The sequence below is a fragment of the Stenotrophomonas riyadhensis genome, assembly GCF_040256885.1.
Classification (GTDB): Bacteria; Pseudomonadota; Gammaproteobacteria; order Xanthomonadales; family Xanthomonadaceae; genus Stenotrophomonas; species Stenotrophomonas riyadhensis.
Genome location: NZ_CP155568.1, coordinates 862,698 through 876,872, shown reverse-complemented (window position 1 = coordinate 876,872; position 14,175 = coordinate 862,698). Strand labels below are relative to the sequence as shown.

At 67.1% G+C, this 14,175-nt stretch carries 13 protein-coding genes; 5 read left to right on the top strand and 8 right to left on the bottom strand.

Annotation, left to right across the window (positions count from 1 at the left end):
- Positions 1-52: 52 nt before the first annotated feature.
- From SriyCCGPB3_RS04030 to SriyCCGPB3_RS04015, 4 genes are all read right to left on the bottom strand, one after another.
- The gene (locus SriyCCGPB3_RS04030) at positions 53-388 is read right to left on the bottom strand and encodes a hypothetical protein (protein WP_005412356.1); all 336 of its coding nucleotides are present in this window, start codon (positions 386-388) and stop codon (positions 53-55) included.
- A gap of 85 nt (positions 389-473) precedes the next feature.
- Positions 474-1,283, bottom strand: a complete 810-nt coding sequence (locus tag SriyCCGPB3_RS04025) for a pseudouridine synthase (protein WP_197616478.1) — start codon at positions 1,281-1,283, stop codon at positions 474-476.
- A gap of 20 nt (positions 1,284-1,303) precedes the next feature.
- A complete protein-coding gene (locus SriyCCGPB3_RS04020) occupies positions 1,304-1,810 on the bottom strand; it encodes a hypothetical protein (protein WP_110711183.1) in 507 nt (168 codons plus the stop codon).
- Between the two features lie 220 nt (positions 1,811-2,030).
- On the bottom strand, positions 2,031-3,122 hold the full coding sequence (locus SriyCCGPB3_RS04015) for an OmpA family protein (RefSeq protein WP_110711182.1): 1,092 nt from the start codon (positions 3,120-3,122) through the stop codon (positions 2,031-2,033).
- Positions 3,123-3,479: 357 nt separating this feature from the next.
- On the opposite strand from SriyCCGPB3_RS04015, the gene SriyCCGPB3_RS04010 reads away from it, so the two are divergent.
- From SriyCCGPB3_RS04010 to SriyCCGPB3_RS03990, 5 genes are all read left to right on the top strand, one after another.
- Positions 3,480-4,499, top strand: a complete 1,020-nt coding sequence (locus tag SriyCCGPB3_RS04010) for a zinc-binding alcohol dehydrogenase family protein (RefSeq protein WP_153856566.1) — start codon at positions 3,480-3,482, stop codon at positions 4,497-4,499.
- Between the two features lie 197 nt (positions 4,500-4,696).
- A complete protein-coding gene (locus SriyCCGPB3_RS04005) occupies positions 4,697-5,326 on the top strand; it encodes a YczE/YyaS/YitT family protein (protein ID WP_350259889.1) in 630 nt (209 codons plus the stop codon).
- Positions 5,327-5,581: 255 nt separating this feature from the next.
- Entirely contained in the window at positions 5,582-7,612 is a 2,031-nt protein-coding gene (locus SriyCCGPB3_RS04000; protein WP_153856568.1) for an FAD-dependent oxidoreductase, read from the top strand.
- A 298-nt stretch (positions 7,613-7,910) separates the two neighbouring features.
- On the top strand, positions 7,911-8,369 hold the full coding sequence (locus tag SriyCCGPB3_RS03995) for a cell wall hydrolase (RefSeq protein ID WP_004154513.1): 459 nt from the start codon (positions 7,911-7,913) through the stop codon (positions 8,367-8,369).
- An 84-nt stretch (positions 8,370-8,453) separates the two neighbouring features.
- Positions 8,454-9,065, top strand: a complete 612-nt coding sequence (locus SriyCCGPB3_RS03990) for a glutathione S-transferase N-terminal domain-containing protein (protein ID WP_110711174.1) — start codon at positions 8,454-8,456, stop codon at positions 9,063-9,065.
- A gap of 66 nt (positions 9,066-9,131) precedes the next feature.
- Here SriyCCGPB3_RS03990 and SriyCCGPB3_RS03985 read toward each other — a convergent pair whose 3' ends face one another.
- The 4 genes from SriyCCGPB3_RS03985 to SriyCCGPB3_RS03970 form a co-directional block, all read right to left on the bottom strand.
- Positions 9,132-10,187: a suppressor of fused domain protein gene (locus SriyCCGPB3_RS03985; protein WP_350259888.1), complete on the bottom strand. Its 1,056-nt coding sequence runs from the start codon at positions 10,185-10,187 to the stop codon at positions 9,132-9,134.
- A gap of 46 nt (positions 10,188-10,233) precedes the next feature.
- The gene (locus SriyCCGPB3_RS03980) at positions 10,234-10,737 is read right to left on the bottom strand and encodes a hypothetical protein (RefSeq protein WP_350259887.1); all 504 of its coding nucleotides are present in this window, start codon (positions 10,735-10,737) and stop codon (positions 10,234-10,236) included.
- A 215-nt stretch (positions 10,738-10,952) separates the two neighbouring features.
- A complete protein-coding gene (gene prpE, locus SriyCCGPB3_RS03975; RefSeq protein ID WP_110711168.1) occupies positions 10,953-12,833 on the bottom strand; it encodes a propionate--CoA ligase in 1,881 nt (626 codons plus the stop codon).
- Positions 12,834-13,508: 675 nt separating this feature from the next.
- A complete protein-coding gene (locus SriyCCGPB3_RS03970) occupies positions 13,509-14,123 on the bottom strand; it encodes an RluA family pseudouridine synthase (RefSeq protein ID WP_350259886.1) in 615 nt (204 codons plus the stop codon).
- Positions 14,124-14,175 lie beyond the last annotated feature (52 nt).

Genomic DNA, 14,175 nt, shown 5'->3' with positions numbered 1-14,175 from the left:
GCACCTACCAGAACCTGATGGCGTGCCGACCGAGGTCGGCACCTTCCCGGCATCACTTCTTTTTCTTCTTGCCCTTCGGCTCGTCCTTGCTGGCCACCACCACCGGCTTGGCGGCAGCATCCTGGCCGTTGCCCTTGGCAACGCGGATGCCGTTGGCCTTCATCCAGGCGTCGAACTCGTCGGCGGTCATCTTCTTGTCGCCGTTGCTCATCAGGAAGCGGTAGCTGCCGCGACCATCCAGCTCCGGGGTCTTCACTTCCACCACCGGGGTCTCGGCCGGCGTTTCCGCCTTGGCCACCTTCTTGTGGCCACCACAGGCGGTCAGCAGCACCATCGGCAGCAGCAGGCCTGCGCAGCGCAGGGTTTGGTTGAGGGTCGGGTGGTACATGGGCAGGCTCCGTTCGGGAAATTCAGCAGCCAGACGCCCCCTACGCCTGGAACGGTGGCCGGCAACCGCCGGCCGCGGGCGATGATCAGCCCGGTGCAGCGGCCCCCAGCCGCTGCTGGTCACTGACCTCCAGCACCCGCCACTGGCCCTTGCCGAGATCGCCGAGCTGCAGCCCGCCGATCGCAACCCGGACCAGGCGCAGCACCTGCAGGTCGAAGGCCGCCAACAGGCGGCGGATGTGGCGGTTGCGGCCCTCGTCGAGGACCACCTCCAGCCACGCGGTCTTGTCGCCGCTGCGCAGCACGCGCACAGCCTGGGCGACGAGGAACTCGCCCTCGTCGTCCACGCCGGCCTGCAGGGCCGCCAGCGTGGCGTCATCGGGCAGGCGGTCGACCTGCACGTGGTAGGTCTTGTCCGGCCCGGTCTGCGGGTCGGTCAGGCGCGCCGCCCACTGCGGATCGTTGCTGAACAGCAACAACCCTTCACTGGCCTTGTCGAGGCGCCCGACCGGCGCGATCCACGGCAGGCCGGCACCATCGAAGCAGCGGTACACGGTATCGCGGCCACGCTCATCCTGCGCGGTGGTCACCACCCCACGCGGTTTGTTGAGCATCAGGTACAGGCGCTGCGGCGCGCCCATCGGCTGGCCATCGACCTCGATCGGCGGCGCCGGCTGCCCAATCGGGAATTCGGGATCCCGCACGATGCGGCCGGAGACGCGCACGCGGCCATCGGCGATCCAGCGCGCGGCCTCGCTGCGCGAACACACACCGGCCTTGGACAGCACGCGCGCCAGGCCATGACGGACACCGGCGGCAGTGGCAGCGGGAGTCGCACGCCCACGCGGTGCGTGGGAGCGGGCGGCGGGGGCGGCAGGTGGGCGGCGCGTGCGCAAGCCTCTGCTCCCCGCGGTGCTTACTTCTTGTCGACCGGCTTGGTCTCAGCCGGTGCTTCGGCCGGGGCCGGAGTGGCGGCCGGAGCCGGACGCGCCTTGACCACACGCACGCCACGCGCCTTCATCCAGGCGTCGAACTCTTCGGCGGTCATGCGCTTGCCGTTCTGGCTCATGTCGAAGCGCCAGGGCGTGTTGTCGAATTCGGTCTGCGGCTTGTAGGCCGCCGGATCGTTCGGCTTCACTGCCGGGGCGCTCGGAATGGCCTTGGCGATGTTCTGGCAGCCATCGATGCGCAGGCGCTGCAGCACCTGGTCCAGCGACTGCGACGGATCGTAGCTGCTGCTCAGCACGCCGGCCGGCATGCCCAGCTGGTTGCCACGGATGTACAGCTCGTCGGCCACCGGCGCGATGGTCGTGGCCGGCAACGGCAGCGGCGAGGCGCTGGTGTTGACCGAGCAATCGACCGCAGCGTGGGCGGCGGGAACCAGGGCCAGCGCCAGGAAGGCGGCCGATGCAGAGCGCAGCATGAAGGGCATCCAGGAAAGGAAGTGACGCGGCGAGTTTAGCAATGCCGCGACAGCTTTCAAGCGCCACTTTCAATGAATACGGCAACTCATTGGTTTTACGGATAAAAACCCGACGAACGGTTGTTCCCGGACCGACGGACACGCGGATTCCGGGCCGCAGAAACAACAAGACCCGGCCGAAGCCGGGTCCTGCTGTGTCCTACTGGCAGAGCGTCAGAACTTAGTTCTGGACGTTCAGCTCGGTACGACGGTTCTTGGCGCGACCTTCCGGGTTGTCCGAACCATCCGGGTTGGTGTTCGGAGCAATCGGACGGCTCTCGCCGTAGCCGATCGGGCCGACCAGGCGACCGGCGTCAACGCCGTTCTTGGTCAGGTAGTTGTACACGGCGGTAGCACGACGCTCCGACAGCTTCTGGTTGTAAGCGTCGGTACCCTTCGAGTCGGTGTGACCGGCAACTTCAACGCGCAGATCCGGGTAACGCTTCAGGATCTCGGTGGCTTCGCTCAGGATCGCCACGGCGTCCGGACGCAGGTTCGACTTGTCGAAGTCGAAGTTGACGCCCTTCAGGTCGATGGAGACCGGCACCGGGCAACCGTCCGGACCGATGGTCTGACCCGGCTGCGAGTTCGGGCACTTGTCGTCGCAGTTGTTGACGCCGTCACCGTCGTCATCCAGGTCGGCGCAGCTCGGGGCAACCGGAGCCGGAGCCGGAGCAGCCGCGACCGGAGCCGGGCCCAGCGGGATCACGACGCCGACCGAAGCCAGCACGTCACCGAACCAGTCTTCCTTCGGAGCGGCAACGCTCTTGTCGTCGAAGTCAGCGCGGTAGGCCACTTCGGCGCGGACAGCAACGCGCTTCTCGAAGGTGGTCTGCAGGCCGACGCCCAGCTTGGCGGCAACGTTGCCGTCCTTACGCTGGCGCGGACCATTGGCATTCAGCGCCGGGTACTCTTCTTCCGACTTCTGGTAGCCCAGGCCACCGACGATGTACGGGTTCCAGCCGCGGCCTTCCTTGATGAAGTGGCGACGCAGGTCCAGCGAGACGCCGTACTGCGACCAGTTCAGGTCCTTGTTCGAATCGAAGTTCGGGTTCTGATAGTTCAGCTCACCGTCCAGCGACCAGTTCGGGCTGATGAACTTGCCCAGGCCCAGGGTCACGAACGGAGCGTCATTGGTCAGACGGTCGCTGTCCTGGAAGTTGAAGCCGGCCGAACCGGTCAGGTACCAGCGGTCATCGAACTCCTGCGCGGAGGCAGCCTGGGCGAAAGCCAGACCACCCAGCAGCGCGGCAGTAAGGATCTTCTTGTTCATTGAGTACAGCTCCTATTTCGGGGGTATGAAACCGGTAGAGGCATGGGCCAGCACTACTGCGTCGATGTTCGACAGCCGATTCAGCACGCCACCGCCGCGAACATTATGCTCAGGCGGGTGAAGGTCATGTTAACAGTCCCGTAACATGTGAAGTGTTGTGCCCGACCCTCCACCGGTCCGACGTTGAAACCCTATACAGGATGATGAAAATCCGCAAGACCTTCGCGCTGCAAGGGTTTGACGGTGTTTAGGCGGGGAAAGCGACATATTCCGCAACGGATTGCTTCACACGGTTCAGCGCGCTTGCGGAAAGGTGAGGAACCTTATGATGGGGCCACGAACCCAGCCGGAGCCGAGATGAAAGCCGTCGCCCTGAGTCGTGAATCCGCCCCCGCACTGCGCGATATCCACCTGCCCCCGCCGCTGCCTCCCCGCGGTCGCGACCTGCTGATCCGGGTCGAAGCGGTCTCGGTCAATCCCGTCGATGGCAAGCAGCGCGCGGCCACTGCCCCAAGCACGCTGGAGGCGCCCCGCGTGCTCGGCTGGGACGCGTCCGGCGTGGTCGAAGCCATCGGCGAAGAGGCCAGCTTGTTCGCCTCCGGTGATGAGGTCTATTACGCCGGCGATGTCACCCGTCCGGGCTGCAATGCGCAGTACCAATGGGTCGATGAACGCCTGGTCGCCCGCAAGCCGACCACGCTGGATTTCGCTGAAGCGGCCGCGCTGCCGCTGACCACGCTTACCGCATGGGAACTGCTGTTCCAGCGCATGCCATTGCAGTTGGATGACCGCCGCCATACCGGCCAGCGCCTGCTGGTGATCGGCGGTGCGGGCGGCGTCGGATCGATGGCGATCCAGTTGGCCCGGCATGCCGGCTTCGAGGTGATCGCCACCGCCTCCCGCACATCCTCGGCCGACTGGTGCCGGCAGATGGGTGCACACCATGTGATCGACCACAACCGGCCGCTGCTGCCCCAGTTGCAGGCACTGGGCATCGATGCGGTACAGGTCGCGCTCAATCTGGCCGACACCGACCACTACTGGGATGAACTGGGCCAACTGCTGGCGCCGCAGGGCCATGTCGGCCTGATCGTCGAACCGCGCGCTGCACTGCGCATCGGTGATCCGTACAAGGCCAAGTGCATCGGCATCCACTGGGAGTTCATGTTCGCGCGCGCCCGCTTCGCCACCGCCGACCGCATCGAACAGCACCGCATCCTCAGCCGCGCGGCCAGCATGATCGACGCCGGCCAGCTGCGTGGCACGCTCAGCGAGACGCTCGGCACGATCACTGCGGCCAACCTGGACATCGCGCATCAGCGCCTCGCCAGCGGGCGCACGGTGGGCAAGCTGGCGCTGGCAGGCTGGGGCGAGTGACGCTTCCCATGTAGAGCCGAGCCCATGCTCGGCTGGCGGCGCCAGGCAAAGCAGCCGAGCATGGGCTTCGCTCTACAGAACAGCCCCACATCCAGGATCGGCGCTGCCTGTACCAGCGGATTGACCGGCATCTGTATCTATGGATGAAGCGGAAGTGGGAATACGGTGGGAACAGATCCTCCTCCCCCGAGTCTGCCATGCCCACCGCCCTGCCCCTGCGCCTGCTGCAACTGATCGTCGGCCTGTTCCTGTATGGCTTCGGTGCCTCGCTGATGATCCGCGCCGCGATCGGCGTTGCTCCCTGGGATGTGTTGTCGCAGGGCATCGCCGCGCAGACACCGCTATCGTTCGGGTTGGCCACCAACGTGATCGGCGCACTGGTGCTGCTGCTGTGGTGGCCATTGCGACAGAAGCCAGGCGTCGGCACCGTCCTCAACGTGATGCTGATCGGCCCGTCTGCGCAGTTCGGGCTGTGGCTGTTGCCGCCGGCAATCGGTCTTGGCTGGCAGCTGGCGATGTTCTGCGCCGGCATGCTGCTGGTCGCGCTGGCCACTGGCCTGTACATCGGAGCCAAGCTTGGCCCCGGCCCGCGCGATGGCCTGATGACCGGCCTGCACGCCCGCACCGGCTGGCCGATCTGGAAGGTGCGCAGCCTGATCGAGGGCAGCGTCCTGCTGCTGGGCTGGTGGCTGGGCGGCAATGTCGGCCTCGGCACCCTCGCCTTCGCCCTGCTGATCGGCCCGCTGTGTGGTGTCACGCTGGGCTGGTTCGGGATCGGTCGCACCCCGGTAGTGCCGGCCGCTGGCCGGCAGCCGCAGTCCCCCTGAGCTGACCGGGATGCCGGCCAGCGGCCGGCACTACCCCCGGAGTTCGGGGGCAGCGCCGCAGGCGCGGGGGCGTGGAGGCCGGTAAGTGGGGCCCGCGGTTCGCACAGCGAATTGCGGGAGCGACAGCACGCATGTGCCGAGCGTACCCGGCCAGCGGCCGGCACTACCCCCGGAGTTCGGGGGCAGCGCCGCAGCCCTTGCCCCGGCCGCCGTTTCGCGGCACGCTTCGCGCTTCCGTACGCAAGCGTATCGACCATGTCGCCAGCCAACGAAAGCGCCTATCCCCATCTGTTCGCCCCGCTGGACCTGGGCTTCACCCAGCTGCGCAACCGCGTATTGATGGGCTCGATGCACACCGGCCTGGAAGATCGCGCCCGCGACTTCCCGCGGCTGGCGGCCTACTTTGCCGAGCGCGCCGAGGGCGGCGTCGGCCTGATCGTCACCGGCGGCTTCGCGCCGAACGTGGTGGGCTGGCTGAAGCCGTTCGGCGGCAAGCTGTCCTGGCCCTGGGAAGTACGTCCGCACCGGCAGCTCACCGCTGCCGCGCACCAGCATGGCGCGAAGATCTGCCTGCAGCTGCTGCATGCCGGCCGCTATGCCTATCACCCGCTGTCGGTGGCACCGTCGAAGCTGAAAGCGCCGATCAACCCGTTCACCCCGCGCGCACTGTCGGCCAGTGGCGTCGAGCGCCATATCGCCGACTACGCACGCAGCGCGAAGCTGGCCCGCGAGGCTGGCTACGACGGTGTGGAAGTGATGGGCTCGGAGGGCTACCTCATCAACGAGTTCATCGCCCCGCGCACCAACAAGCGCACCGACCGCTGGGGCGGCGATGCCAACCAGCGCATGCGCTTCGCGGTCGAGATCGTGCGCCGCATCCGCGAGGCCTGTGGCCCGGACTTCATCATCATCTACCGCCTGTCGCTGGTGGACCTGGTGGAAGACGGCAGCAACTGGGAAGAGATCGTGCAGCAGGCGCAGGCGATCGAGGCGGCCGGCGCGACGATCATCAATTCCGGCATCGGCTGGCACGAAGCGCGCATTCCGACCATCGCCACCTCGGTGCCCCGGGCTGCCTTCGCCGGCGTCACCGCCAAGCTCAAGCCGTATGTGAAGGTGCCGCTGGTGGCGACCAACCGCATCAACATGCCCGATGTCGCCGAACGCATCCTCGCCGATGGCGGTGCCGACATGGTGTCGCTGGCACGCCCGCTGCTGGCCGACCCGCAGTGGCCGAACAAGGCCCGTGCCGGCCGCGCGGAGGCGATCAACACCTGCATCGCCTGCAACCAGGCCTGCCTGGACCACGTGTTCGAGAACAAGCTGGCCAGCTGCCTGGTCAACCCGCGCGCCGCACACGAGACCGAGCTGGTCTATCGTCCCACCGCCACGCCGAAGAAGGTTGCCGTGGTCGGTGCCGGCCCCGCCGGCCTGGCCTGTGCCACCGTCGCTGCCCAGCGCGGCCACCAGGTCACCCTGTTCGATGCCAACGAGGAGATCGGCGGCCAGTTCAACGTGGCCAAGCGCATCCCCGGCAAGGAAGAGTTCCACGAGACCCTGCGCTACTTCCGCCACAAGCTGGCCGAAACCGGCGTGCAGCTGCGCCTGGGCACCCGCGCCGACGCCGCCACCCTGGCCGGCTTCGACGAGGTGGTGCTGGCCACCGGCATCACCCCGCGCAGGGTCGACTTCCCCGGCGCCGACCACGCCAAAGTGGTCAGCTACCTGGACGTGTTGCTGGGCCGGGTTGAAGTAGGCACCAATGCGGCGATCATCGGCGCCGGCGGCATCGGCTTCGATGTCGGCGAGTTCCTCAGCCACGCCGGCGAGTCGCCTTCGCTGGACCCGCAGCGCTGGATGGCCGAATGGGGCGTGGACAGCGCGTTCGAGGCCCGCGGCGCGCTGGCCCGTCCCGAGGTCGAAGCGTCACCGCGTCGGCTGTGGCTGCTGCAGCGCAGCCCGGGCAAGCCCGGTGCACGGTTGGGCAAGACCACCGGCTGGATCCACCGCGCCACACTGAAGGCCAAGGGCGTGCGCATGCTCGGCGGCGTCGAGTACCTGGGCGTGGACGACGAAGGCCTGCGCATCCGCCTGGAAGGCAGCGAGCAGCTGCTGCCGGTCGACCACGTGGTGATCTGCGCCGGGCAGGAACCGAACCGTGCGCTACAGGCCGAACTGCAGGCCGCCGGCATCAACGCGCAGCTGATCGGGGGGGCCGATGTGGCCGCCGAACTGGATGCGAAGCGGGCCATCGACCAGGGCAGCCGGGTCGCCGCCGCGCTCTGATGGGTGCCTGAATGGGGGGCGGAATGTGATTTCCGTCACCCCTGCCGAACCTGAATGTCAAGCCGGACGGTTCACGATGCGTTCGGCTATGCCCCCCTACCTTGCGCCATCTTTCCGCTCACCAGCCAGTTTCCGGTGAGCCGGCGCAGCCCCCTCGATCGGTACTGATCGTTTCTTTTGGGGCTGCCCACGGGGCGGCCCCGATGGCCGCCTCCCCATGACGCCAAGTCGTGCCCCGCCTCCTGTCGCCCCTGCGGCCGGAACCGGAGGGTGCGACCCACACGGAGCAAGGAGTTATATGAAACTGGCCTGGATTCTCTGGCTGTCGCAGTTGTTGCCTCAGCCGGCCGCTGATTCATTGTGTTTGAGCACCACCGTTTACCTGGAAGCCCGCGACCAGACCCTGCGTGGCCAGCAGGCCGTCGCCGAGGTCGCCCTGCGCCGCCTCGACAGTGGCCTGTGGGGCGACTCCATGTGCCAGGTGGTCACCGCGCGCAAGCAGTTCGCGCCGACCATCGTCTCCCCCGGCACCCAGCTGGGCAACGACGCGGCCTGGAGCGAGGCGATGAACGTGGCCTTCGACGCCGAGCGCAACTGGGCGCTGCCGGCCGGCGAGCGCCGCGAGATCGTGCCCGGTGCCAGCCATTTCGCTGCGCTGTCCATCGCCAGCCCGAACTGGCGCAATGCCTACCAGGTGGCCACCATCGGCGATCACACCTTCTATAAGGTGCAGAACCTCAAGCCACGGCAGTCGTAACGATCCGTGCTGGCGGCAGCGTTGCCGCCCGCCGCCAGGCTCTGGGATAGTGGGCGCTTCCCGCCCGCATCACCTGGAGTTCCCATGAAGCTGTACAGCAAGCCCGGTGCCTGTTCCACCGCCGACCACATCGCCCTGCAGTGGACCGGCCAGCCGTTCGAGGTTGAACTGCTGAACAAGGACACCCTGAAGGGTCCGGAATTCCTCAAGATCAATCCGGCCGGTGCCGTTCCTGCGCTGGTCGACGGCGACTTCGTGCTGCTGCAGAACGCCGCGATCATGGGCTACATCGCCGACAGCTTCCCGCAGGCTGGCCTCGGCGGCGACGGCAGCCCGCGCCAGCGCGCCGAAGCCACCCGCTGGCTGGCCTTCGTCAATTCCGATGTGCATCCGGCCTTCTCGCCGCTGTTCTCGCCGGGCAAGTTCATTGCCGACGAAGGCCAGTACGACGCGATCCGTGCCGCCGCGCACAAGCGCCTTCGCGGCCTGTTCGAGACCGCCGACAGGCAGCTGGCCGACAAGCCCTGGCTGGCCGGCTTCCGCAGCTTCGCCGACCCGTACTTCTACATCACCCTGCGCTGGGCCGCCGGCACCAAGGTCGACCTGTCCGGCCTGGACAATCTGGCCGCCTACAAGGCGCGCATGGACGCCGATGCAGGCGTACAGGCCGCACTGAAGGCCGAAGGCCTGGCCTGATCCAGACCATGGGTCGGATCCGTCTGCACAGCAGGCGGCTCTGACCCACCGGTGCCATCGTCACACTCAGCCGATCTGGCGGATCACTTCACCCTTGGCATCGCGCAGGTAGGTCGGCACCACTTCGATGCGCAGCGCCCCGGCCACCGGGTAGATCCCGCGCTCGGCCCGCATGCCTGCCAGCGCCTGCAATCCCGACTCGTCCAGTGCCCAGCGCACACTGTCGGCGGACACGTCACCCACTTCACCGCGTCCGGCCGGAATGAATTCCCATTGCCGCTCGCGGCTGACCAGTTCCAGCGATTTGCCGTGGCGCAGCCGTAGCGGCAGCAGCTCGCACACGCTGGCCACCTGGCCAGCGCCGAGCACCAGGGTGGTGACGCCCCCCTCCTGGCGCCAGTCCAGCGTCTCGATGAACAACATGCCGGTGCTGGAGCCCTCGCGCTCGCTGCCGGCCTGCACCTGTGCGGCCAGTGCCGGATCGTCCAGCAAATTGCCGCGATGCAGATCGCTGATCCACAACGGCATCGCCGGCTGCACTGCCTGCAGCACGCCGCGCGTCGACCAGCGCTTGACCGCCTCCATCTCTTCATCGGTCAAACCGACCAGCTGCAGGAACTGCAGATGGCCATTGGCCGTGTCCCGCGCCGGCAACTGCGGATCGGCAATGAAGGCCAGGTGGCACAAGCGCGTGTCGGTCTCCAGCGCGATCGGGCCGTTGGCATTGAGGTGATGACCATCCTCGAACACGTTGCCACTGCCGAACACGTAGCGCGCCAGGTTCTGCAGCAGGTTCATCGGCCACACCGGCGGCGCGCTGCCGGCGTCCTCACCGGTTTCGGCAGCGAGGCGGAAGGTCAACTCGAAACCATAGCCGCTGGCGGCGGCGTCGCTGCTCTCCTTGGCATACAACTCGGAGAAGCCGTAAGTGATGTAATGCCAGTGCGGAACCGGCGCATCCGCCCAGTACACGCTGATGCCATCGAGCGGATCCTGGCCTCCGAGCGTGTACGGAAGCGCGGTGCCGTAGTGACGCGGCTCCTGCCCGGCATACAGCGGCGCCAGCGCCGCATTGATCGCGTCCCAGCCGGGGGTATCGGTGTCGTCGTGGTCGTCCTGCACGCGGGACTCCTTGTGGGGAAGTGAACCGATCACTTTACGCGGTGGCTCAGGCCTGCACGACCTCGCCGCCGCCATTGACCACGGCCGCCTGGGTTTCCTGCCACCAGCGCTGCGCCAGCGCCGGGCTGCGTGCCTTGCTCACCGCCGCCAGCAGTTCCGGGCACAGGCGTTCCAGTGCCAGCGCATCGGTGCAGCGTTCGATCTTCAACTGCATGAAATAGCCCTTCAGGCCCAGATGCCGACGCACGGCCTCACTCATCGCGTCGTACAGCTGCTGGTACAGCGCCGGGTCCTGTTCGCGGCCGGTACTGATGCCGCGCGCCGGTGTGGCTTCGGCACTGCCACCGATCACTTCGATCAGACCCTGCGCGGCCAACTGCTCCAGTGCATCCGGCGGTGCCCGCAGGCCTTCGAACAGGCCGCGCAGTTCGGTGTCGTCGCGATGGCCGTCGACCATCAGCAGGATCGAACGCAGTGCCGCCGGCAGGCGCCGGCCCCGGTCTTCGATTTCCTGACGGCCAGCCGCCGTCTTGGCGTGCAGCAATGCCATTGCTTCCCCCTCCCTCGATGCGCAATGCCTGCGCGCCCTGGCGGGCACGCTCCCCTGTATGCCATCGCCGGGCGGCGCGCGCGTTCCCCGGCGCGCGCCGCGTATTGCAGGTCGATGACAGGCCGAGCTTAGCGCAAGTGCTGCGGGTAGTGCCGGCCGCTGGCCGGCAACCTCGGGATTGATGGGGGGGCCGGCCAGCGGCCGGCACTACCGGATCAGCGTCCCAGCGCGCGGCGGATCTCCTCCAGCGCGCTGGGGTCGTCCAGCGTCGACAGGTCACCCGGGTCGCGCTGTTCGGCCAGCGCCTGCAGCGAGCGCCGCAGCAGCTTGCCGGAGCGGGTCTTGGGCAGCGCATTGACCACGTGCACATGCGCAGGGCGTGCGACCGCGCCGAGCGAGGTGGTCACCGTGGCCATCATCTCGGCCACCACCGGCGCCGGATCTTCGCCCTCGAGACCCTGCTTGAGGGTGACGAACACCAGCGGCACCTGCCCCTTCAGTTCGTCCTTGACCCCGATCACCGCCGCCTCGGCCACGCGCGGATGGCTGGAGATGGCCTCCTCGATCTCGCGCGTGCCCAGACGATGGCCGGCCACGTTGATCACATCGTCGGTACGGCCGAGGATGAAGGTGTAGCCATCGTCATCGCGGATCGCCCAGTCCAGCGAGCTGTACAGCAGTTCCTTGAAGTGGCTGAAGTAGCTCTGCAGGAAACGGCTGTCGTCGTTCCACACCGTGCTCATGCAGCCCGGCGGCAGCGGCGGCGACACCACCAGCACGCCCTTCTGCCCCGGTGCCACTTCCTCGCCGGTGTTCTCGTCGATCACCTTCATCCGGTAGCCGAGATTGGGGAACCCGGGCGAGCCGAAACGCACCGGCTTCATCTCCAGGCCCGGCAGCAGGGTCAATGCCGGCCAGCCGGTTTCGGTCTGCCAGTAGTTGTCGATGATCGGCTTGCCGAGCGCTTCGCTGATCCAGTGCGCGGTCGGTTCGTCCAGCGGCTCGCCGGCCAGGAACAGGTACTTCAGCGCCCCCAGGTCGTGGCGATGGATGAAATCGGCGTCGTGCTTCTTCAGCACGCGGATGGCGGTGGGCGATGAGAACATCGTGCGCACGTTGTACTGCTCGCACAGCGCCCACCAGATGCCCGGGTCCGGGTTGGTCGGCAGTCCTTCGTACAGCAGCGAGGTGCAGCCACCGATCAGCGGGCCGTACACATTGTAGGAATGGCCCACCGCCCAGCCGACGTCGGAGGTGGAGAACATCACCTGGCCCGGCTTGCAGTCGAACACCGTTTCCATCGACTGTGCCATCGCCACCGCATAGCCCCCCACATCGCGCTGCACGCCCTTCGGCTTGCCGGTGGTGCCGGAGGTATACAGCAGATAGCTCGGTTCGCTCGCTTCCAGCCACTGCACCGGCACATCGACTTCACCGATCTGCGCGCGCAGCGTGGCGTAGTCCACATCGCGGCCCGGGACCCGCGGCTGGGCCGCATCCAGACCGCGTGACACGATCAGCACGTGCGGCGGCGGTGACGTGGCTTCGGCGCAGGCGGCGTCGACCATCGGCTTGTACGGAATCAGCTTGCCACCGCGCATGCCGGCATCGGCGGCGATCAGCAGCTTGGGCTTGGCGTCGTCGATGCGCAGCGCCAGGTTGTGCGCGGCGAAGCCACCGAACACCACCGAATGCACGGCGCCGATGCGCGCACAGGCGAGCATGGCGAACACCGCTTCGGCCATGTTCGGCATGTAGATCACCACGCGGTCACCGTGACCGACGCCGAGATGCTTGAGCACGGCGGCGAAGTCGTTCACTTCGCGATACAGCTGGCGATAGGTGATCTCGCGGGTGCTGTTGGTTTCGGTGGAGATAGCGACCAGCGCAAGCTGGTCGGCGCGCTCGGCCAGGTGGCGGTCGACGGCGTTGTAGCAGAGATTGGTTTCACCACCGACGAACCAGCGCCGGAACGGCGGGTTGCTGTAGTCGAGCACCTGCTGCGGCGGTTTGTGCCAATGGATGCGCTTGGCTTCCTCGCCCCAGAAGGCCTCCGGCTCGTCGATCGAGCGACGGTAGGTTTCCTCGTAGTTCATGACGCAGCCCTCCCAGACAAAGTCATGGGTTCGAGGATAGTCCGGCGCTGCCGCGCGGGCCGCCCTACCTTGGTAGGGGGTGGGGTTTTGTTCTGCAGGGATTGCAGCCCTGCACCTGCAGAGGCCGAAGCCCAAGCAACAGCAGAAGCTGGTTTCCTGGGGAATGGCGGGGTGGGTCCGCTTGCGGGAGACGCCGTAAACCCGTCCTTGGGGGCTTGGCCGCGGCATCCATGCCGCGGACACTCCCGCAACCGGACCCACCCCGCCTTCGACAATTTTCCGCGATCTGCCGGAACGGCAAATTGCTCTGGTAGGTGTCGACCTTGGTCGACACGGTAGATCCACGCCATGCGTGGATGATTCATTCGATATCTGACAGAGAAATCGTGTCGACCAAGGTCGACACCTACCAACAGCCGCGCGGAACGACGGCCATGGTTACCAACAGCCGCGGGAACCTGTCGAAGGCGGGGCACTGTGGGTTTGCGGGGTGTGAGCGGCATGGATGCCGCGACCAAGCCCCCATGGATGGGTTTACGGCGTCCCCGCACACCCACAGTGCCCCGCCATCCCACGGAATGCGCGCTGTTGCTGTTGCTGTTGCTGTTGCTGTTGCTGTTGCCGGCCAGCGGCCGGCACTACCGCAGGTGCAGGGCTGCAAGCCCTGCCGAACCCCTAGAACGGAGTCGCGGACTCGAACGCGAGCGCCTCGCCCGTCACTGGATGGCTGAACCGCAGGCTGCGCGCATGCAGGTGCACGCGTAGCGCCGGTGCTGCACCGTACAGCACGTCACCGACGATGGGATGACCGAGACTGGCCATGTGCAGGCGCAGCTGATGGCTGCGGCCAGTGATCGGTTCCAACGCCACCCGGGTGTGCTGCGCCTCAACATCACGGGCCAGTACGCGCCAGCGGGTCAACGCCGGCTTGCCACGCTCATGGTCGACCATCTGCTTCGGCCGGTTCGGCCAGTCCACGATCAGCGGCAGGTCCACTTCGCCGGCATCGCCTTCGAGCAGCCCCTGCACCACCGCTTCATACCGCTTGCCAACCTGGCGCTGCTCGAACTGCATCGACAACGCTGCCTGCATGTCCTTGCCACGCGCATGCAGCAGCAGGCCGGAGGTCACCTGGTCCAGGCGATGCACGGTCAACGCATCCGGGTACAGCGCCTGCAGCCGCGCGACCACGCAATCCTGGTTCTCGGCGCTGCGGCCAGGCACGGACAGCAGGCCGGCCGGCTTCTCGGCCACCAGCAGCGCGTCGTCGATGTAATGCAGGTGGATCATGCGGTTCCGTATCCGTCCAAACAAAAACGGGGAAGCCGAAGCTTCCCCGTCT